Origin of the sequence: Anaerococcus sp. Marseille-Q5996, from assembly GCF_946893725.1 — a bacterium.
Classification (GTDB): domain Bacteria; phylum Bacillota; class Clostridia; order Tissierellales; family Peptoniphilaceae; genus Anaerococcus; species Anaerococcus martiniensis.
This window is the reverse complement of the sequence record NZ_CAMPPE010000001.1, coordinates 229058-247604: the sequence shown is the minus strand read 5'-3', so window position 1 is coordinate 247604 and position 18547 is coordinate 229058. Positions and strand designations below refer to the sequence as shown.

General features: G+C 32.9%; 18 protein-coding genes. 4 read left to right on the top strand and 14 right to left on the bottom strand.

The genetic code is table 11. The features are described from left to right. Positions 1 to 28: 28 nt before the first annotated feature. From OC526_RS01160 to hcp, 9 genes are all read right to left on the bottom strand, one after another. A complete protein-coding gene (locus tag OC526_RS01160) occupies positions 29 to 1996 on the bottom strand; it encodes an ABC transporter permease (RefSeq protein WP_262121482.1) in 1968 nt (655 codons plus the stop codon). Further along, positions 1993 to 2751, bottom strand: coding sequence for an ABC transporter ATP-binding protein (locus OC526_RS01155; RefSeq protein WP_262121480.1), 759 nt, complete (start codon positions 2749 to 2751; stop codon positions 1993 to 1995). Before OC526_RS01155 ends, OC526_RS01160 begins: the two co-directional genes overlap by 4 nt. 100 nt (positions 2752 to 2851) lie before the next feature. Next, positions 2852 to 3799, bottom strand: coding sequence for a sensor histidine kinase (locus tag OC526_RS01150; protein WP_262121962.1), 948 nt, complete (start codon positions 3797 to 3799; stop codon positions 2852 to 2854). Continuing rightward, on the bottom strand, positions 3792 to 4478 hold the full coding sequence (locus OC526_RS01145) for a response regulator transcription factor (RefSeq protein ID WP_262121479.1): 687 nt from the start codon (positions 4476 to 4478) through the stop codon (positions 3792 to 3794). The genes OC526_RS01150 and OC526_RS01145 overlap by 8 nt, the downstream gene beginning before the upstream one ends. Before the next feature lie 69 nt (positions 4479 to 4547). Next, complete coding sequence (locus OC526_RS01140; protein WP_262121477.1) at positions 4548 to 5327, bottom strand: putative ABC transporter permease; 780 nt, start codon at positions 5325 to 5327, stop codon at positions 4548 to 4550. Between the two features lie 56 nt (positions 5328 to 5383). Then, positions 5384 to 5917 carry a DUF4367 domain-containing protein gene (locus tag OC526_RS01135; protein ID WP_262121476.1) on the bottom strand — a complete coding sequence of 178 codons (534 nt, stop codon included), beginning with the start codon at positions 5915 to 5917 and terminating at the stop codon, positions 5384 to 5386. A gap of 134 nt (positions 5918 to 6051) precedes the next feature. Then, a complete protein-coding gene (locus tag OC526_RS01130) occupies positions 6052 to 6699 on the bottom strand; it encodes a Crp/Fnr family transcriptional regulator (RefSeq protein ID WP_262121474.1) in 648 nt (215 codons plus the stop codon). A gap of 58 nt (positions 6700 to 6757) precedes the next feature. Then, a complete protein-coding gene (locus tag OC526_RS01125) occupies positions 6758 to 8032 on the bottom strand; it encodes a serine dehydratase subunit alpha family protein (protein ID WP_262121472.1) in 1275 nt (424 codons plus the stop codon). A gap of 136 nt (positions 8033 to 8168) precedes the next feature. Then, entirely contained in the window at positions 8169 to 9788 is a 1620-nt protein-coding gene (gene hcp / locus OC526_RS01120) for a hydroxylamine reductase (RefSeq protein ID WP_262121470.1), read from the bottom strand. A gap of 168 nt (positions 9789 to 9956) precedes the next feature. On the opposite strand from hcp, the gene OC526_RS01115 reads away from it, so the two are divergent. The 4 genes from OC526_RS01115 to OC526_RS01100 all read left to right on the top strand — a co-directional run bounded on the left by OC526_RS01115 (position 9957) and on the right by OC526_RS01100 (position 13551). After that, positions 9957 to 10457 (top strand): PTS glucose transporter subunit IIA, encoded by a 501-nt coding sequence (locus tag OC526_RS01115; RefSeq protein ID WP_262121468.1) that lies wholly within the window; start codon positions 9957 to 9959, stop codon positions 10455 to 10457. Positions 10458 to 10466: 9 nt separating this feature from the next. Further along, the gene (locus OC526_RS01110) at positions 10467 to 11267 is read left to right on the top strand and encodes a Cof-type HAD-IIB family hydrolase (RefSeq protein WP_262121466.1); all 801 of its coding nucleotides are present in this window, start codon (positions 10467 to 10469) and stop codon (positions 11265 to 11267) included. Between the two features lie 17 nt (positions 11268 to 11284). Further along, the gene (locus tag OC526_RS01105) at positions 11285 to 12226 is read left to right on the top strand and encodes an alpha/beta hydrolase (RefSeq protein ID WP_262121464.1); all 942 of its coding nucleotides are present in this window, start codon (positions 11285 to 11287) and stop codon (positions 12224 to 12226) included. A 104-nt stretch (positions 12227 to 12330) separates the two neighbouring features. Then, on the top strand, positions 12331 to 13551 hold the full coding sequence (locus tag OC526_RS01100) for a diphosphate--fructose-6-phosphate 1-phosphotransferase (RefSeq protein ID WP_262121462.1): 1221 nt from the start codon (positions 12331 to 12333) through the stop codon (positions 13549 to 13551). Between the two features lie 45 nt (positions 13552 to 13596). On the opposite strand, the gene OC526_RS01095 is transcribed toward OC526_RS01100, so the two are convergent. The 5 genes from OC526_RS01095 to fsa all read right to left on the bottom strand — a co-directional run bounded on the left by OC526_RS01095 (position 13597) and on the right by fsa (position 18495). Beyond that, positions 13597 to 14526 carry a DMT family transporter gene (locus OC526_RS01095; protein ID WP_316043762.1) on the bottom strand — a complete coding sequence of 310 codons (930 nt, stop codon included), beginning with the start codon at positions 14524 to 14526 and terminating at the stop codon, positions 13597 to 13599. A gap of 9 nt (positions 14527 to 14535) precedes the next feature. Continuing rightward, complete coding sequence (locus tag OC526_RS01090; protein WP_262121460.1) at positions 14536 to 15093, bottom strand: chromate transporter; 558 nt, start codon at positions 15091 to 15093, stop codon at positions 14536 to 14538. Then, the gene (locus tag OC526_RS01085; protein WP_262121458.1) at positions 15083 to 15646 is read right to left on the bottom strand and encodes a chromate transporter; all 564 of its coding nucleotides are present in this window, start codon (positions 15644 to 15646) and stop codon (positions 15083 to 15085) included. The genes OC526_RS01090 and OC526_RS01085 overlap by 11 nt, the downstream gene beginning before the upstream one ends. 112 nt (positions 15647 to 15758) lie before the next feature. Continuing rightward, entirely contained in the window at positions 15759 to 17753 is a 1995-nt protein-coding gene (gene tkt, locus OC526_RS01080) for a transketolase (RefSeq protein WP_262121456.1), read from the bottom strand. A gap of 88 nt (positions 17754 to 17841) precedes the next feature. Continuing rightward, a complete protein-coding gene (gene fsa, locus OC526_RS01075) occupies positions 17842 to 18495 on the bottom strand; it encodes a fructose-6-phosphate aldolase (protein ID WP_262121453.1) in 654 nt (217 codons plus the stop codon). Positions 18496 to 18547: the final 52 nt, after the last annotated feature.

Genomic DNA, 18547 nt, shown 5'->3' with positions numbered 1-18547 from the left:
ACTGCAGGAAAGTTAGTCCTGCAGTTTTTTATTCTAAAACTATCTCATTATAAGTTTTTTCTGTCGATTTAAATGTTAGTAGGTAAAAAATGATATAGGCTATAAATACAGAAATTAAACACATTAGATATAATCTAACATTATTTAAACTTAGTATTTGTAAAAACTTAGTTATGATAGGGATAGCAAATAATGAATGGGCGAAGGCAAATATTAGGGGTAAGAAAAATACCAGACCCATTTGTTTTGAAATTGACTTTTTAGCTTCCCTGTCTGTCATACCTAGTTGTCTCATTGTTTTAAATCTTGCCTTATCTTCTATACCTTCTGAAAGTTGCTTATAGTATATGGCAAGAACTGTGGATACCAAAAATCCTAGGCCTAGGATAATACCCACAAAGAATATGCCGGCATATACTGCTAGAAGGTCATTTCTATCAACTTGGCTATCTTGTAAGGAAAACCAATCATTATCCATATTGTCTTTTAGTTCATCCCATAATTTATCTCTTAAATACGGATCATAGTTTCCCTCTACATCAAAATTGACATTATTTACAGTTTCATAGCCACCACCATACCATTTTGGGGTAAAGTCACGTATGACTTTTTCAAATATTTTAGGATCCTTAAAGATAAGCTGGTCTTTGTCATTGATAGATATATCAGCTATGGATATAGGAGTAGGATATTTTTCTGCCAATTCTCTTTTTATCTTTAAATCCATGCCCTCTATTTTTTCTATTTGTCTTTTGTCATTACTTTGTAAAAAAATAACATCATTGTCTTTAAAGTCATAAGCTGAATCGTGATCTAGGACAAAAAATACCATATCAATCTGACTGCCATCCATAGATTGGTCATCTGTGATTTTCTTTTTTATGCTTGTTCCATCCCTATCAACTGGAAGTACTGCACTCTCGTAGGTCCATATATGTCCTGTTTTATTATTTTCTTTTAAAATCCTATCTACTTCATCCCTAAATAAATCAATGTCATTGGTATTTGGAAATGACAACTTATAGTCAGTTGCAAACATTTGTTCTTGGACTTCACTTGTTGCAAAGTAAAGGGAGAAACCAGATGTTAATACTATGATTACCATAGTAGATAGTATAGCAATGCTTGCAAGGGTTTTGGCACTATTCCTTACCCTATATATAAGACCAGAAACTGCCGTAAAATTGGATTTTTTATAATAAAAGTTCTTGTTTTTTTGAAGGAGTTTTAGTACACCTGATACTATAACCGAAAATGCTGCGTAGGTTCCTACAATTACTAGCATTACGGCAAGGAAAAATAGTTTGAAAGCATCCATGGGATTTTGCGTTGTAAGGCTGATATAATAACCTGCCCCTATGCACAAAATTCCAAATATACCTGTAGCTATTGGATATTTTGGAGTTTTTTGCCCTGCTTTTGCTTGGTATCTGAAAGACATAGGGCTAAAGTTCCTACTTTTAAATATTTGCCTAGCTAATAATAAGGCAAATATTATAAAAAATATAAGGGCTGTGAGTAAGAGGGGCTGGATTGTAGGAAATATCCCAGTTTCTAGAACATTCATATCTGTGTCTAGCATTTGCAAAAATCCGGCAAAAACTAGTTTATATATAATAGCTGAAATTATAGTTCCAATAATTATTGACTTTATATATAGGTTAATTAACTCATAGATATAGATTTTTACCAAATGCTTTTTTTCCATACCCAAAGTCAAATATAGGGCAGATTCTTCCGCTTTATTTTTCTGTATAAAATTATAGTTGGTCAAAATTGTTAATAGTGCAAATATCAACAATATTATAGAACCCAAATTCATCAAAGTTCTTATGGTTGTTTGTCCGAAAAAGTTTTTTGTCAATGGATCTGCACTTATTGATAGGCATATATTTATTAAAACTATGAAAAATACTGTTGTACCTATAAATGGTATATAGAGCCTTTTATGCCTTTTGATTCCATCTATGGCTAGTCTTTGGTAGAGTGATTTCATCTGATCTCACCCCTTTGAAGCATTTGCATAGTATCAGCAATCTTTTCGCCCATTTCATATTTTGAAAATGCAGAATTATATAGTTCATGGAATATTTTACCGTCTTTGATAAACAATACTCTCTTTGCTTCAGAGGCTGCTTGGATGGAATGGGTTACCATTATTACAGTTTGTCCATTTTTATTTAAGTATTTGAAAACTTCCATCAATTCCCTAGAAGAGTTAGAATCCAAAGCACCAGTTGGTTCATCTGCTAGGAGTAATTTTGGATTTGTAATAAGGGCCCTTGCTACTGCGCAGCGTTGTTTTTGCCCTCCAGATACTTCATATGGATATTTGTTTAATATGTCATCTATCCTTAGTGGCTTAGCCACTTGCAAGAGTTTTTTATCAAAATTTTTGGGGTCATCTTCTGCTAGTATTAGAGGCAAGAGGATATTCTCTTTTAAAGTAAGGGTATCGAGTAAGTTAAAATCTTGGAATACAAATCCTAGGTGGTCACGTCTAAATTTTGAAATCTCAGAATCACTTATGGTCGATAAGTCTTTACCTTCTAAAACTATATTCCCTTTACTAGGCTTATCTAAGAGAGCTAATAGGTTAAGCAAGGTAGTTTTTCCTGATCCGGACTCACCCATTATAGCTATGTATTCTCCTTCTTCTACCGAAAAATTTACATTATTAAGGGCAAGCACCTCATTATCTGATAATCGTGTTTTATATATTTTTTCTAAATTTGATACTTCTAATAACATATTATCACTTTCCTTTCTTATCTTTGTCTATATATTACAAGATAAAAAAATAAAAATCCCTCGATTAAAATAACAATTTTTAGCTTAAAGTGACAATTTGTTAGTTTAAAACTCGGCTTAGATTTAATATTACTTTTGTTCCTACATCTACTTTTGATTCTATGCTAACATCTATGGACAAATTTTCTGCTGCAGTTTTTACTAAATTTAAACCAATACCAGTAGATTTTTTGTAAATGCGCCCGTTATATCCCGTATAGGACTTATCAAAAACCCTAGGCAAATCTTCTTTTCTAATGCCAATGCCAGTATCCTCGATTATTAGATTTTCCCCTTCTATATAAATAGAAATTTCTCCCTTATCAGTGTATTTATTAGCATTTGACAAAATTTGATCTAGAATTAATCCAAACCATTTTTTATCTGTGGTAAGTTTTAGCTTGCTAGCTTTAAAATCAACCTTATTTTTCTTTCGGATAAAGACTTTGGCATATTTTTTTATCGAAGAATTTATAAGCTCATCAAGGCTAGTCTGCTCAAAAACAAAATCTGTAGAAAGTGACTCCAGTCTCATATAAGACAAAAGACTATTTATGTATTCCTCAATTTCAAAAACTTCATTTTTTGCAGCATGACTATCGACTGGATGATCATTTAAAATCAAATCTAGGGAGAACAAGGGAGTTTTGATTTGATGGGTCCAAATGCTTATGTATTCTTTAAAATCTTTCATCTTTAATTCAAAGGCATTTGATATTTGCTTATTTTCTTCTTGGATACTTATCATTCTTTCAGCAAATTTTGTATCCCTAATCAAATAAGGTTTCTTTATGGAAGTATCCTTAGCCCAGTCATTTAAATCTTGGATAGTGTTTTTAAATCTAAAATATGATAGGACCATAGAAATTGCAAACATCAAAAATGAAAATAAAATAATATACAAGATATAATTTTTATCTATGCCAAACCAGATACTTGCGTATAAGGCTAGGATATAAATTAAAAAAATTATAAAATTATGGCTATGAAATTTTATAAACTTAGACATCTCTTTCAATATAATATCCCACCTTTTTCTTGGTTTTTATAAAATTTTTAAGGCCAATATCTTCTAGTTTTTTTCTTAGTCTCATAATATTTACAGTCAAAGTATTATCGTCTATAAATTCATCAGTCTGCCAAATCTTATCCATAAATTCTTCACGCCTAAAAACTTTTTCCGGGTATTCAAACATCATTTCTAAAACTAAATACTCATTTTTTGATAAAGATATTTCCTCATTAGCAAATTTTAAAAGCATCCTATCCCTGTCAATAATTACATCCTTGTAGGAAATATTATTAGTAGACTCACTATATTCAAAAGTGCGTCTTAAAATTGCCTTTATCTTTGCAAGGAGCAGTTCCAAATCAAAGGGTTTTGTAATATAATCATCAGCCCCCATATTCATGGCCATAATTTTATTTAAATTTTCATCTGCAGAAGAGATAAAAATTATAGGGACATTAGATGATTTTCGAATCTGCTCACACCAATAATAACCATTAAAAAAAGGCAAGGAAACATCAAGCAAAACCAAGTCTGGATTTACTTTTAAAAATTTTTCATAAACTGAGGAAAAGTCATCAGCAACGTGGACTTCATAGGACCAATTTTGCAAAAACTTTTTTAAGGCCTTTAAAATAACATCATCATCTTCAACTACATATACTTTTATAGGATCCATAATTACCTGCTTTCTTAACTATAATTATAAGTTAAAAATCAAAAAATAAAACCGCCATAAGGCGGCTTATTATTTCTTACTTATTTTATTTTTCAAATTTTCAAAATCATATCCCCTATCTTCCAAATCATGGATTAAATTTGGGAAGGCCTTTAGTAGACGTTTTTCTCCATATTTTTGTAAGTTATTTTTAAATTCTTGGCTGCGTTCATCAAATTCTTTGCGTTTTTCACTAGTTTTTTCTGCTCTTTCTATACCTCTTTGAGCAATTTTTTCTCCAATATCTGTTGTAACTTCTCCTAGTCTTTGTTTTGACTTTTCAATCTCTCTAAATTTCTTATTGATGCCTAAGATAGTATTTACTGTTGCTATTAGGTCTATAAGGAAAATTATAGCAATAATAATATTTACAATTATTAATATCTTCACTGGAAAGGCTGATACAAATTTTACTATCATTGGGTGGATTGCTTCATAGAGGATAAAGCATAGGGCTCCCCAAATTAGTGAATATTCTGCACAAATATAGCCACCTATATTAAGCTTTTTGTCTGTGTAGTCCCACCATTTTTTGTGAAAAACTTTCTCTAATATAAATCCTGTAACTAGTTCAATAACTGAGGCCACAAGCATGGATGCAAAAAATAAAAACAATTTGCTATATGTATTTACCTTTCCCAACATAAATAAGATAGAAATGGCTGCAAATCCATAAATGGGACACCAAGGGCCATTTAAAACTCCACAGTTGATATATTTTCCCTGACGAATTCCATTATATGTAACTTCCATGGCCCAACCAATTATTGCATATATAAAAAAATAAATTATATAATAAGCATTTAACATATTAACTCCTAATAAAAAACTCCTAAGAATTGCTTCTTAAGAGTAATTTTACAACTTTATTTTATTTCTTCAATAACTTTTACAGCTTCTTCTTTTTCAAGAGTACTTCTTGTGTAGATATGATTTTGGCCGTCTTTGATTACGATGTAATTAAATGATCCATCATCCCAGAATTTGCCTGTATTTTCGCCAATTGTGATTTCCTCTGCATCATCTGGAATTGTTACAATTTCTTCTAATCTTTCATCTTTTGGTGTGATTTGAATTGTAATTTTTTTAGCAGGATTGTTTTCTGCCATATATTCTACAGTTCTTAAATCATTTTTTTCATCTTTGAAGTTTTCTACAAAGTTTTCTGGTAAATATCCAAATTCTAAATCATAGATGCCTTTGTCTCCAGATTCTTTGTTTTCTATTTCATTAGCTGGTTCTGGTTCTACTGCTACATCTTCTGTTTTTTCAGCTTCTTTTACTTCTTCGCTTGCTTCGTTTGCTGGCTTTTCTTCTGCTGTATGAGTATTGCCACAAGCTGCAAGTGGTGCAGATAAGGCTAAAATCAAAGCTAGTGATAAATATTTTTTATTTTTCATAAACTCTCCCTTTTTTCAATTCAGGGATAATTATACTACAATTTTTAAAAATAAAAAATTTTTTATTTTTATTCTTAAATCGCACCTATTACTAGGATAAAAAACTATAAATAAATCTTTATTCTAAATAATTATTAAATAATATCTGCAAAATCAGATTTATTTAGTATTTTGATTGTCTTATTTTTAATTTCAATCAATCCATCATCTGTCATTTTTGAAAGTTCACGAGAAAGTGAGGGTCTTGTTGTTGCCAAAATATCTGCCCACTCTTCGCGAGACAAATTTGTTTTTACAAGTCCATTTTCTTCGTTGGTTATTAAATATTTAGCAATTTTTTGCCTTAGGGTTGACTGAGAGGTAATTTGATTGGATCTACTTAATTGCAAGCATTTTCTTGAAACTACATTGGTATAGGCAATTAAAAAATCTTTGGGAGTGTCATCTGTAAAAAGTTTCTTAAAATCATGGATTACTAGGACTTTGGAGTCAGTTTCTGCTTGGGCAGAAAAATCAAAGGGCTCGTCAAAATACGAGTAAACTTCTCCAAATATGGCTGGCGTATTAAATTTTCTAATTATAAATCTTTTGCCATTTGGATCGATTTTATAGACTAAAATACTACCTTCTAGGAGGTAATACATTGCTCCTGTTACTTCGCCTACGGTAAATATTTGTGAATCTTTTTGATATATTTTTTCTTCAAATCTTGTTTTCTGAGTTATTTTTTTTAAATCTTCATCGGATAAGTCTTTAAATATAGATATTTCTCTTAAATTCATATTTCACCTCAATTTAAGTATAAAAAAAGACGCAATATTTTTCAATGCGTCTTTTATTTTATTTATCAATTATCTCAAGGATGGTCTTGTCTGCTGACTTAAAACCTTGGTGGGCGAGTTTGCCGATATTTGCAATGGTCTGTTCAATGTTTTCTCCTACTACACCAACATTTGCTTCACTTACAACACCATTTAGTGAAAGATAAGCTGCAATTATCGCTTCCTCTGCGCTGGTAGATAGCTTCATAGAACAAGATTCCTTGGCTCCATCACAAAGCATGCCAGTTAGATTTGCAAAAATATTTGTACAAGCCCCCGCAATTTCTTTTTGTCCACCACCTAGCATAAAGGCAATGGCTGCCGATGAACCAATAGCCGCACCAATGGCACAACCACAGATTCCACAAAGTTTTCCTGCGTATTCTTTTACATAACGATTGATTATATGAGCAAAAAACAAGCCTCGTGCTAAAATTTCATCATCCAAATTTTCGTGTTTTGCAACCATATAGACTGGCAAAATAATTCCTACACCTTGATTGCCACTACCACCTGATGTCATAATTGGAAGTGGGCCGCCACCCATACGCATATCAGCTGCAGCTGCAGTTAAAATCCTAGTTTCACTTATAAAATTATCAGGCAAAATTTTATTTTCCTTAAGCTCATTTAACTTTTTGCCAATACCCAAGCCATAGCCCTTTAGGCCTTCTTCGGCTGCCTTTAGGTTTACATCCACACCTTCTAATACAAAGTCAATTTCATTTATGTCCATGTCTCTTACAATTTTTTCTAAATCTGCAAAAGTCATATTCTTAATAGAAAATTCAGAATTTTTATTTTTTATAAATGGATTATCCAAAATAACATTGCCATTTTTGATTATTTTGCTTATATGGGAGTGAGAATGTGAAATGATACTTGTAACTTGGTCATTATTAGCAATAATTGTTGCTTCTATGTAGATGTCTGGCACATCGTCTATGTAATTTAAGTTAACTTTGTTTGCATTTACAAATTCTCTAGATTTTTTTATTTGATCATCAGTTAGATTTGAAAAAACCAAAAATGCCTTATCGGTTTTGCTTGTAAAGGCTCCAAGGCTAGCTGCTAGGTCCAAGCCATGGTCTCCCGTATTTGGAATTTTTACTGCTTTGCCATTTTTGTAAATATTTTTACTTACTTTTAAATTTATTTTTGAAATTTCTTCTTTATTTATGTAATCACTAGCTATATTAGCTGCATAGGCAACTGCCACTGGTTCTGTGCATCCTATAGCCTTTGTGGAATCTTCTCCAACTATATTGATTAATTCCCTTTGCATATCATCCATAATTTCGCCTCCATTTTAATTATAGTAAAATCTTTAACAAATGGCAAAGGTTTTCATATTTTGTTGCACATTATTTTTTAAAATTTTTATATATAAAAAAATCAGGTCCTTTTTAGAACCTGATTAATATATTTTATTAAGCTGTCATTGTTGCTAGGTCTTCTTCTACTGTAGAAATTGGTGAAATTCCAAAGTTTTCTACTAAGAAATCTACAACTGTTGGTGATAAAAATGCTGGTAGTGTTGGTCCTAGGTGGATATTTTTTACTCCTAGACTTAGTAAAGCTAGTAAAACTATTACTGCTTTTTGTTCATACCAAGCAATATTGTATTCGATTGGTAAATCATTGATATCATCTAATCCAAAAGCATCTTTAAGTGCAAGAGCAATTTGAACTAGTGAGTATGAGTCGTTACATTGACCTGCATCAAGTACTCTTGGGATACCATTTATATCTCCAAGTCCTAATTTGTTGTATCTATATTTTGCACAACCAGCTGTTAGAATTACGTGATCTTCTGGAAGACCTTGGGCAAATTCTGAGTAGTAATTTCTTTCTTTAAATCTACCGTCACATCCACCCATTACTACGAATTTTTTGATATTTCCAGCTTTAACTTCTTCTACAACTTTATCAGCTAATTGGATAACTTGGTTGTGGGCAAAACCACCTACTACTTTTAAATCTTCAAGGTTTGTTGGAGCCTCACAAGTTTTAGCAAGTTCGATAATTTCTGAAAAATCTTTGTAGCCATTTTCATCAGCTTCGATGTGTTTGCAACCTGGGTAACCTGCTTGGCCAGATGTAAACATCTTATCTTGGTAAGTATTGTCTTTTTTCATTGGTACAATACAGTTTGTTGTCATAAGAATTGGACCATTAAATGCTTCAAATTCTTCATTTTGGTGCCACCAAGATGAACCATAATTTCCGTGGAAGTGGTCGTATTGTTTAAATTCTGGATAGTAGTTTGCAGGTAGCATTTCTGAGTGAGTATAGATTTCTACCCCGCTATCCTTACTTTGTTCAAGTAGCATTTTCATATCGTGTAAGTCGTGGCCTGAAATAAGGATTCCTGGTTTATTGCCTGCAGAATAGTCTACTTCTGTTATTTCTGGGTGACCGTAGCTTGTTGTATTTGCCTTATCTAAAAGAGCCATAGCTTTTACACCGTGTTCACCAGTTGCCATTACAAGATCGATTAGATTTGGAATTTCTTTATCAGCTTTTGTTGTTTCTTCAAGTGCTTTAGCGATAAATCTATCAACTTCCACATCTTTATATCCTAGGACATTTGCGTGGTGGTTATAAGCAGCCATGCCTTTTAGACCGTATGTAGTTAGTTCTGTAAGAGATCTTTCGTCTTCATTTAAGATATTTAAAACGCCAACTTCTATAGCTTTTTTTTCTAATTCGCTATCATCCATTGTTGAGAAAAGAGCAAAGTCTGATAGACCTTCTTTATCTTCAATTTTTTCTAAAAGTTCATCTTTCATTTTGATTGTTTCTTTAACTATTTTAAAGATAGCTTCTGTATCAAAGTTTGCATTTGTAATTGTTACGAATAAGTTTTTTGAAATTTTTTCATAAACTTTTTCATTGTCCTCGCCTAGTCTATTAGCAACTTCAGCAAGTCCTTTTGTTACATATATTAATAAGTCTTGGCTATTTGCAGTATCTTCTTTTTTACCACAAACACCTTGGATAGTACATCCTTCATTTTTTGCTGTTTCTTGACATTGGTAACAAAACATATATTACTCCTTTTTGAAATTCAAGTATTAGTATTTCCTACAATCCTATTATAGGATAGATTTTTTAAAAAATCGGTAACATATGTTACAAATCAATATTTTTATGCTATAAATCCTATAATAATAATGGGTATAATATAAAAAAGTTAAGCACATAAGGAGGAAATTATGGGACTTTTTGATATATTCAAGACAAATAATAACGAAAACACAAATACAAATGAAAATATAGTTTATGCACCAATGACAGGTGAGGCAAAAAATATAAGCGAATGCGAAGACCCAGTTTTTGCTCAGGAAATTGTAGGTAAAGGGACTATGATTATACCATCTGAGGGTAAACTTTATGCACCAGTAGATGGAAATATTTCAATGGTAGCTGATACAGGTCATGCACTTGGTATTACATCTACAAGTGGCCTAGAAATTTTAATTCATATTGGCCTTGATACAGTTGAGCTTCAAGGTGGACCATTTGATGTAAAAGTTATCCAAGATCAAAATGTCAAAAAAGGCGATTTACTTTTAGGATTTGATATTGAACAAATCAAAGCAAATGGAAAATCAACCCAATCACCAGTTATAATTACAAATCCAGATAATTATGAAATTTCTGTCCTAAAAACTGGCAATGTAAATCATGGTGATGAGTTAATCGAAGCTAAATAAGGTTAATATATGAAATTAATTGCAGTAGATGTAGATGGGACGCTTTTAAATAGCAAAAATGAAATTTCCCCAAAAACTAAAGAATCTTTGATAAGGGCTGGAGAAGCCGGCCACAAAGTGGCAATAGTTTCTGGACGTCCAACATCAGGAGTAAGATATCTTGCAAAAGAATTAGAATTTGAAAAATATGGAGGACTGCTTTCAAACTATAATGGAGGATCCATAACAAATTTTAAAACTGGCGAAGTTATTTCAAATCATACATTGGACTTAGATTTGGCAAAGGAAATTTTAGCCGCTACCAAGGATTTGCCTCTTGAAATAATTATCCCAAGTGGGGATAAGATTATTTCTGATTCTGAAAATAAATATTTGGATGTTGAAAGAGATTTATTAAAAGTTGAGACAGAAGCAATAGAAGGACTTCGCGAAAATTTAGATTTTGGTCCAAACAAAATTATTTTTGCCAATGATCCAGAAATACTTGAACAACACCTAGAATTTTTGATAGATACTTACGGACAGCACACTGCCCAAGTAAGAAGCCAAAGATTTTATTATGAAATCATGCCAAAAGGCCTTTCAAAAGGGGCTAGTCTTTTAGAAATTGCAAAATATTATGGAATCGACCAAGAAAATATAATTGCCTTTGGTGATGAGCTAAACGATGAAACCATGATAGAAGTTGCCGGTACAGGAGTAGCCATGGGCAATGCAGTAGAAAAAATAAAAGAAATCTCAGACTATATTACCTTATCCAATGATGAAGATGGGATAGCAGATTATTTGGAGAAATTTGTACTAAATTAAGTCTTTGGGAGAGGCTTATGAAAATAATAAAAATATTACTTGCAATTATTGTAGTTTCTGCAATTTTTGTAACCACCAGCCATATTGCCAAATTAAACACTTGGCTAAATGCAAAGTTGGGCAATATGGACTATAGGCCAGATATAAAAGAAAACATAGACCAACACGCTGGCGAACACCATTTTGAAGATAGGGATAAGGTTTTTAAAATCTTAAGTGACTATGCAAATTCCATGGAAGATGTATTCATTAAATCATATGACAATACTAAACTTGGCGGGTCTTATCTTTTAGGAGAAAATACAAATCTTTGGGCAATATTAATCCATGGATACACTGCAACAAATAAAACCATGTTTACCATAGCAGACGAGTATTACAAAAGAGGATTTTCAATTCTTGCTCCAAATCTAAGGGGCCATGGAAATAGCGAGGGAATATTTACAACCTATGGTATCAAGGAAAAAGAAGATATAAAAGCACGGATAAAGTGGATAAAATCTTCTTTTCCAGATGCCAAAATAGTTTTGCAAGGCGAATCATTAGGAGCTGCAAGTGCCATGTTTTTAGTAGGAGAGAATCCAAAAGATGTCATCGCCTGTGTGGAAGATTGCGGTTATACCAGCTATTTTGAAATGTATGCCAACCAATTTCCAAAAAGACTAAAATTTTTGACCAAACCCATAGGTATTCTTGCAAATTTGTTCATAAAACCAGTAATTGGTGCCGATTTATTCAAATCAAATATAGAATCAATGCAAAAAACAAAAATCCCCACCCTCTTTATAAACGGAGCAAAAGACCGCCTAGTCCCAGTCAAAATGTGCGAAAAACTATACCAAGCCCACAATGGCAAAAAAGATATACATATAGCAAAAGGCGCAGGACATGCCGAAAGCAAACTTTATGATGCAGAAATTTATTATGAAAAAATATTTGATTTTTTAAGTCAAATATAAAAGCTAGCTTGATAAGCTAGTTTTTTTATGGATTTAATAGTTATTAAGATAAAACACAAAAAATATAGTAAGGTAATAGTATTAGAAAATAAGGAGAATAATAAATGAATATTATAGTTGCTCAGTCTGGTGGTCCTACTAGTGTTATTAATTCTTCCCTTGCTGGAGTGATTTCTGCTGGGATTGAAAATGATTTTGATAAGATTTATTTAAGTCTTCATGGCATTGAGGGGATAATTAATGGTGAAATTGCTGAGGTGGATAAGGATAAATATGCAAGTGAAAATATAAAAGCAAAGTTGATGGCTAGACCATCTTCGATTTTAGGTTCCTGCCGTTTTAAGCTGCCAGCAAATTTTGATGATGAAATTTATGAGAAAATATTTGAAACTTTGAAAGCTTATCAAATATCTACTTTTGTCTACATAGGTGGAAATGACTCTATGGATACGGTTATGAAGCTTAATAACTATATGAAAGACAATAACATCGCTGATATAAATATTATGGGTTGCCCAAAGACTATTGACAATGACCTAATGGGCATGGATCATTCTCCGGGATTTGGATCTGCAGCAAAATACATAGGAACAACCTTAAGAACTCTTAGAACTGATGTTGACATTTATGATTTAAAATCAGTTACCTTTGTAGAAATCATGGGTAGGCACGCTGGATGGCTTGCTGCTTCAGCCCTTAGTGCAAATTATGGGATAGACAAGAAAGTTGTAAATCTTGTTTATATGCCAGAGGATAAAAAATCCTTGGACCAAGTATTTGATGAAATAAAAGAAGCTTTAAAATATGAAAACAACCTCATAGTTGCCCTAGCAGAAGGTTTTAGGGATAAAGACAATAAATTAGATGAAGAAAGATTCTCCAACCAAAACGATGCCTTTGGCCACAAAATCGTATCAGGAGTTGCTAGTAGGCTAGCAGATTTGGTCAGAAATAAACTTGAAATCAAATCTCGTGCAGTAGAACTTTCTATTGTCCAAAGAACAAGCAATCTAATTAGCAAAACAGATGCAGATGAAGCCTTTAAACTAGGATATATGGCCGCTAAACTTGGCATAGACAATACAAATCTTGTCCCTGTACTAAAAAGAAAAGATACAAATGAATATGAAGTTTACTACGAATCTGTAAGTCCAGACAAAATTGCCAATAATGAAATGAAAGTTCCACAGGATTGGCTTGCTGATAAAAAAACTTTGGCAGAAAAAATTACAGCCTACACCCTACCCTTAATAGAAGGAAGTGTTGAGCAAAATTATGAAAATGGTATGCCTGTTTTTGTAAAACTAAGTGATTTTATAAAATAAAAAAATAAAGCTCTACTTGATATTGCCAGGTAGAGCTTTTAAAATCTAATTTTTTCTTCTGATGTATTTTTTATTGATATTTAAAATTAGTGATCCAAAAATCACCAATATTAGACCTATTAAAAGATTTATAGTAAAGCTTTCATTTAGAATTAATACCGAAAGCATAGATCCAAATATTGGGATGAATAATTTGTACATGCCCATTTCTCCAGCTGGATGGTATTTTAAAACAGTGTTCCAAATTACATAGGCAGTTGCTGAAATAAAGGCTCCATAGATTAGCAAAATTATTGCAAGGGGAGTAAATACAAGATTTGTTTTATTCATCATCAGGCCAATTATGATTAGGGGTATAGATCCCATTACAAATTGTGCTGCTGTTACAAAAAATTCATTTTGATTTGCCCCGTATTTTCTGACATAAACTGCCGAAAGTGCATTAAATGTAGTCGCTATTAGGATAAATCCTTCGCCAAGTAGGGTAAATCCAGTGCCAATATTGCCAAATCCACCATTTGCAATTACAATTCCAAAAGTTCCTAGAACTATTGCAAAAATTGTCGTATTATTTATTTTTTCACTTGGCAGCATAATTGCCGATAAGATTACAACTATGAATGAGTTCATGGCCTGGATTATGGATGCTTTTATACCACTTGTATTTATCATTCCTATATAATAAATCAAGTATTGTACAAAGGTTTGGATAAGGGAAAGAATAATAATATACTTCCAATCGATTGTTTTTTTATTTACCCTATTTTTATTGACTGTCAGGTAATATACAAAACCCAAAAGACCTGCCAGGAAAAATCTTATGCCTGCTATCAAAATTTGTGCACCCGTATCAGATGAGCTAACATTCATTTCGGCATAGGTTGTTTTTATGGTTGGAACAGCTGACCCCCACAAAAGCATGGCAAAAAGGGTAAAAAGTATTGCAGTTTTCTTTTCTTTAAATATTTCCAGCATAAAATCTCCTTAAAAAATCACTAGAGAAATGAGTAGGTAGACTGCCCCACTTGCTAGCATTATTTTTATGGGGTCAGTTTTAAATTTATACATAGCAAAAAGTGCTGCAGCAAAAATGATTAGCATCAAATAATCCAAATTTGAAATGGCAATTGCATTTGTATCAAAAAATGCAGTTCTTAGGATTTGAACACCTGCTATCAAAATCATTGAGACAATTGCAGGCCTTAAAAAATAAAGGATATTGGTCATAGCATCGAGATTCTTATATTTTTTGTAAAAATAGGAAATTGTACCGACAATAATTGCTGAAGGCAAAACACATCCTAGGGTTGCTGCCAAGGCTCCAGGAAATCCTGCCAATCTCGTGCCGACAAAAGTTGCAGAATTTATTGCGATAGGTCCCGGTGTCATTTGGGAGATGGTAATAAGATCGTTAAATTCACTTAAGGTCAGCCAATTATTTAAATCTACTACTTCTTCTTGGATTATGGGCAAGGCTGCGTAGCCTCCACCAAAAGAAAAAAGACCAATTTTTAGAAAACTTATAAATAATTTAATCAGCATCTTGACCTCTTTTCACAAATGTATAAATTACGCCAATTACAATTAAAGTTGCAATAATATAAACAACATTTACATCAAAGAAAAATCCTAAAATAAATGCTAAGATCATTATAAGTGGGATAATTTTTGACTTTGTCTTTAGTAAATCTTTGGCCATATCGATTACAACTTTTATAATCAAAGCCCCCACCCCAGCCTGCATACCCTTTAAAAACAAGGCAATATATCGATTTGTTATAAAAGCTTGATAGGCTATTGATATTAAAGAAATTATTATAAGTGGCGGGATAATTGTTCCTAAGATTGCAACAAGCATACCCGGTAAGCCAAGTGTTTCAAATCCTACGACAACTGCAGCATTAACCGCAACTGCTCCTGGTGCTGATTGGGCAATAGCTGTCATATCTAGCATTTCTTCCTTGCTAATCCATCCTAATTTTTCTACAAAAGTTTCCTTCATTAGGGATAAAATCACATATCCCCCACCAAAGGTAAAGGCTGATAGATAAAGGGTTGACTTAAATAAATCCCATAAATTTTTCTCTTTTTGCATCAATTCCTCATTTCTATTTATCTAATTAATATAATATCATAAAAACTTGCAAATAAAACAAAAAATCCCCAAATTGCATTAATTTGAGGATATAGTTTATTAATTAATATTTCTAGTTAAAATATTTTTCATTAATTTTTTGAACTACTTTTTCTGGAGTAAATCCGTACTCTGCTGTTACTTCATCACCTTTTCCAGATTGGCCAAATTTATCAATACCGATATTTAATCCATCTGTACCAGTCCATTCTGCCCAGCCAAAAGTAGATCCCATTTCAAGAGAGATTCTGTTTGTAACTTCTTTTGGTAAAACTTCTTCTTTGTAAGCTTCATCTTGGTCTCTAAATAATTCCATAGATGGCATTGAAACTACACGGATGTTTTTTCCATTTTCTGCTAATAATTTCTTAGCTTCTAGGGCAAGTTCTACTTCTGAACCTGTTGCAATAATTATTGCATCAGCATCTCCTTCACTATCAGAGATTACATATGCACCCTTGTTGATGTCTGTTAGATTTTCAGTTTCTTTTAGGTTTCCTACATTTTGACGAGTAAGAGCCATTACAACTGGTTTTTCTTTTGACTCAAGTGCAAGTTTCCAAGCAAGTCTTGTTTCATTTGCATCTGCTGGTCTTAGCATAATTGCATCTGGAATAGATCTAATCATAGCTAGTTGTTCGATTGGCTCATGGGTTGGACCATCTTCACCAACAGCTATTGAATCGTGAGTCATTACATAGGTTAGTGGTAGTTTTGATAATGCAGATAATCTGATAGCTGGTTTTAGATAATCTGTAAATACAAAGAATGTTGAAACGTGATGCCATGTTCCGCCGTGGGCAATAATACCATTTCCTATTGCTGCCATAGCAAATTCACGCACACCATACCAAACATTGCGTCCTTCTGGAGTTCTGTCTGTAAAAGCTACTGTATCTTTGATATTTGTTTTATTTGATGAGAATAAATCTGCAGATCCACCCCAGAAGTTTGGATTAATTTTTGCAAGGTCTTGGATTATTTCCCCATTTGAGGCACGAGTTGCGATTGCTTTATCATCTGAAGAATATTTTTTAACTTCATCCATAAAGTTTTCAGGCAATTCGCGGTTTATACCAGCCATTAGATTTTTGTGATCTTCTGGGTATTTTTCTTCATAGGTTTTTAAAAGCTCATCCCATTTTTGGTTTTCTTCTTCACCTGTTCTAGCAATGCCATCAGCAAAAGTTTCATAAATGTCATCTGGAACATTAAAGTCATCTTCAGTCCATTCGTAGATTTCTTTTGCCTTTAGGAAATCTTCTTCACCAATTGGCGCCCCGTGAACTTTGTTTGTTCCTTGCTTGGTTGAACCATATCCAATAATTGTTTTTACTTCGATAAGAGTTGGTCCTTGGAAATTGCCTTTAGCATGGCTTATAGCTTCATAAATCTGATCAAGATCCTTACCATCTTCTACCTTAATGTAATTCCAATTTAAAGACTCAGCACGTTTTTGAATATCTTCTGAGAAAGTTGTATTTGTAGCTCCATCTAGGCAAATGTCATTTGAATCGTAAAGCACGATTAATTTTGAAAGATTTAAATGACCTGCAAGGCTCATTGACTCATAAGAAATTCCTTCCATTAGGTCGCCATCACCACAAAGTACGTAAGTGTAATGGTCAATAATTTGGGCATCATTCTTGTTATATATTGCTGCCAAATGTTTTTCTGCCATAGCAATACCTACAGCTTGGGCAAATCCTTGACCAAGTGGGCCTGTAGTTACTTCCACACCTTCGATGTGTCCGCGCTCTGGGTGACCTGCTGCTTTTGCACCTAACTGCCTAAAGTCTTTTAAATCATTAATACTCAAATCATATCCTGCTAAATGTAATAAAGAATAAAGCATAGAAGAACCATGGCCTGCTGATAAAACAAATCTATCACGGTTAAACCAGTTAGCATTTTTAGGATTTGCCTTTAAAAATTTATTCCATAAAACATAAGCCATAGGAGCAGCCCCCATAGGAAGCCCTGGGTGACCACTATTGGCAGCCTCAATTTGAGCTATAGAAAGTGCACGAATGGCACTAATTGCACGTTCATCATTTTTATTAAACATAATCTCTCCTTTATACAAGTTACTAACTTTATACCCTTATGTAGTCAAATAAAAAAGAGGGAGGGCCAAAAGACCCACCCAAAATTTCTTATTTATTTCTAGCCTCAAAAGCATCCCAGTCTTTTACAAATGCATCAATTCCAGCAGTTGTAAGTGGATGTGTCCATAATTTTTCAAATAGAGAACCAGGGATAGTCGCAATGTGAGCACCAGCTAGGGCAGCTTTTTCAAGGTGGTTGATGTGTCTGATACTTGCAGCAATAATTTCTGACTCATAACCGTAAATATCAATAACATCACGAAGTTCAGCAATTAACTGAGCCCCATCTTCACCCATATCATCCACTCTACCCATAAATGGAGATATGAAAGTAGCTCCAGCTTTCATAGCCATAATTCCTTGAGAAACAGAGAAAATCAATGTACAGTTAGTTTTAATCCCCTCTTTGCTTAAAGTATGGATAGCCTTTAGGCCATCTTCAGTCATAGGAATTTTTACGACAACATTATCCGCCCATTTAGCAAGATCACGAGCTTGCTCTACCATACCTTCATAATCATAACTAGTTACCTCAGCAGAAACAGGTCCATCAATTAATTCAGTAATTTCAGAAATAACCTCTTTAAAATCACGCCCCTCTTTTTTGATTAAAGACGGATTAGTAGTAACCCCATCTACAAGACCAAGGTCATTGATTCTTTTAATTTCATCAACATTTGCAGTATCTAAGAAAAATTTCATAATCAAACTCCTTTAAAAAGATTCTATGATTATTATACCATGATAGGATTTA

What these genes read in the sequence shown, in the direction of transcription:
- OC526_RS01140 (WP_262121477.1), bottom strand. Translation starts at nt 5,327, where the DNA reads ATGTTAAATGCTTATTATATAATTTATTTTTTTATATATGCAATAATT.
- OC526_RS01100 (WP_262121462.1), top strand. Translation starts at nt 12,331, where the DNA reads ATGAATATTATAGTTGCTCAGTCTGGTGGTCCTACTAGTGTTATTAAT.
- OC526_RS01130 (WP_262121474.1), bottom strand. Translation starts at nt 6,699, where the DNA reads ATGAATTTAAGAGAAATATCTATATTTAAAGACTTATCCGATGAAGAT.
- OC526_RS01155 (WP_262121480.1), bottom strand. Translation starts at nt 2,751, where the DNA reads ATGTTATTAGAAGTATCAAATTTAGAAAAAATATATAAAACACGATTA.
- tkt (WP_262121456.1), bottom strand. Translation starts at nt 17,753, where the DNA reads ATGTTTAATAAAAATGATGAACGTGCAATTAGTGCCATTCGTGCACTT.
- OC526_RS01090 (WP_262121460.1), bottom strand. Translation starts at nt 15,093, where the DNA reads ATGCTGATTAAATTATTTATAAGTTTTCTAAAAATTGGTCTTTTTTCT.
- OC526_RS01105 (WP_262121464.1), top strand. Translation starts at nt 11,285, where the DNA reads ATGAAAATAATAAAAATATTACTTGCAATTATTGTAGTTTCTGCAATT.
- OC526_RS01115 (WP_262121468.1), top strand. Translation starts at nt 9,957, where the DNA reads ATGGGACTTTTTGATATATTCAAGACAAATAATAACGAAAACACAAAT.
- OC526_RS01110 (WP_262121466.1), top strand. Translation starts at nt 10,467, where the DNA reads ATGAAATTAATTGCAGTAGATGTAGATGGGACGCTTTTAAATAGCAAA.
- OC526_RS01125 (WP_262121472.1), bottom strand. Translation starts at nt 8,032, where the DNA reads ATGGATGATATGCAAAGGGAATTAATCAATATAGTTGGAGAAGATTCC.
- OC526_RS01150 (WP_262121962.1), bottom strand. Translation starts at nt 3,799, where the DNA reads ATGTCTAAGTTTATAAAATTTCATAGCCATAATTTTATAATTTTTTTA.
- OC526_RS01160 (WP_262121482.1), bottom strand. Translation starts at nt 1,996, where the DNA reads ATGAAATCACTCTACCAAAGACTAGCCATAGATGGAATCAAAAGGCAT.
- OC526_RS01135 (WP_262121476.1), bottom strand. Translation starts at nt 5,917, where the DNA reads ATGAAAAATAAAAAATATTTATCACTAGCTTTGATTTTAGCCTTATCT.
- OC526_RS01085 (WP_262121458.1), bottom strand. Translation starts at nt 15,646, where the DNA reads ATGCAAAAAGAGAAAAATTTATGGGATTTATTTAAGTCAACCCTTTAT.
- fsa (WP_262121453.1), bottom strand. Translation starts at nt 18,495, where the DNA reads ATGAAATTTTTCTTAGATACTGCAAATGTTGATGAAATTAAAAGAATC.
- OC526_RS01095 (WP_316043762.1), bottom strand. Translation starts at nt 14,526, where the DNA reads ATGCTGGAAATATTTAAAGAAAAGAAAACTGCAATACTTTTTACCCTT.
- OC526_RS01145 (WP_262121479.1), bottom strand. Translation starts at nt 4,478, where the DNA reads ATGGATCCTATAAAAGTATATGTAGTTGAAGATGATGATGTTATTTTA.
- hcp (WP_262121470.1), bottom strand. Translation starts at nt 9,788, where the DNA reads ATGTTTTGTTACCAATGTCAAGAAACAGCAAAAAATGAAGGATGTACT.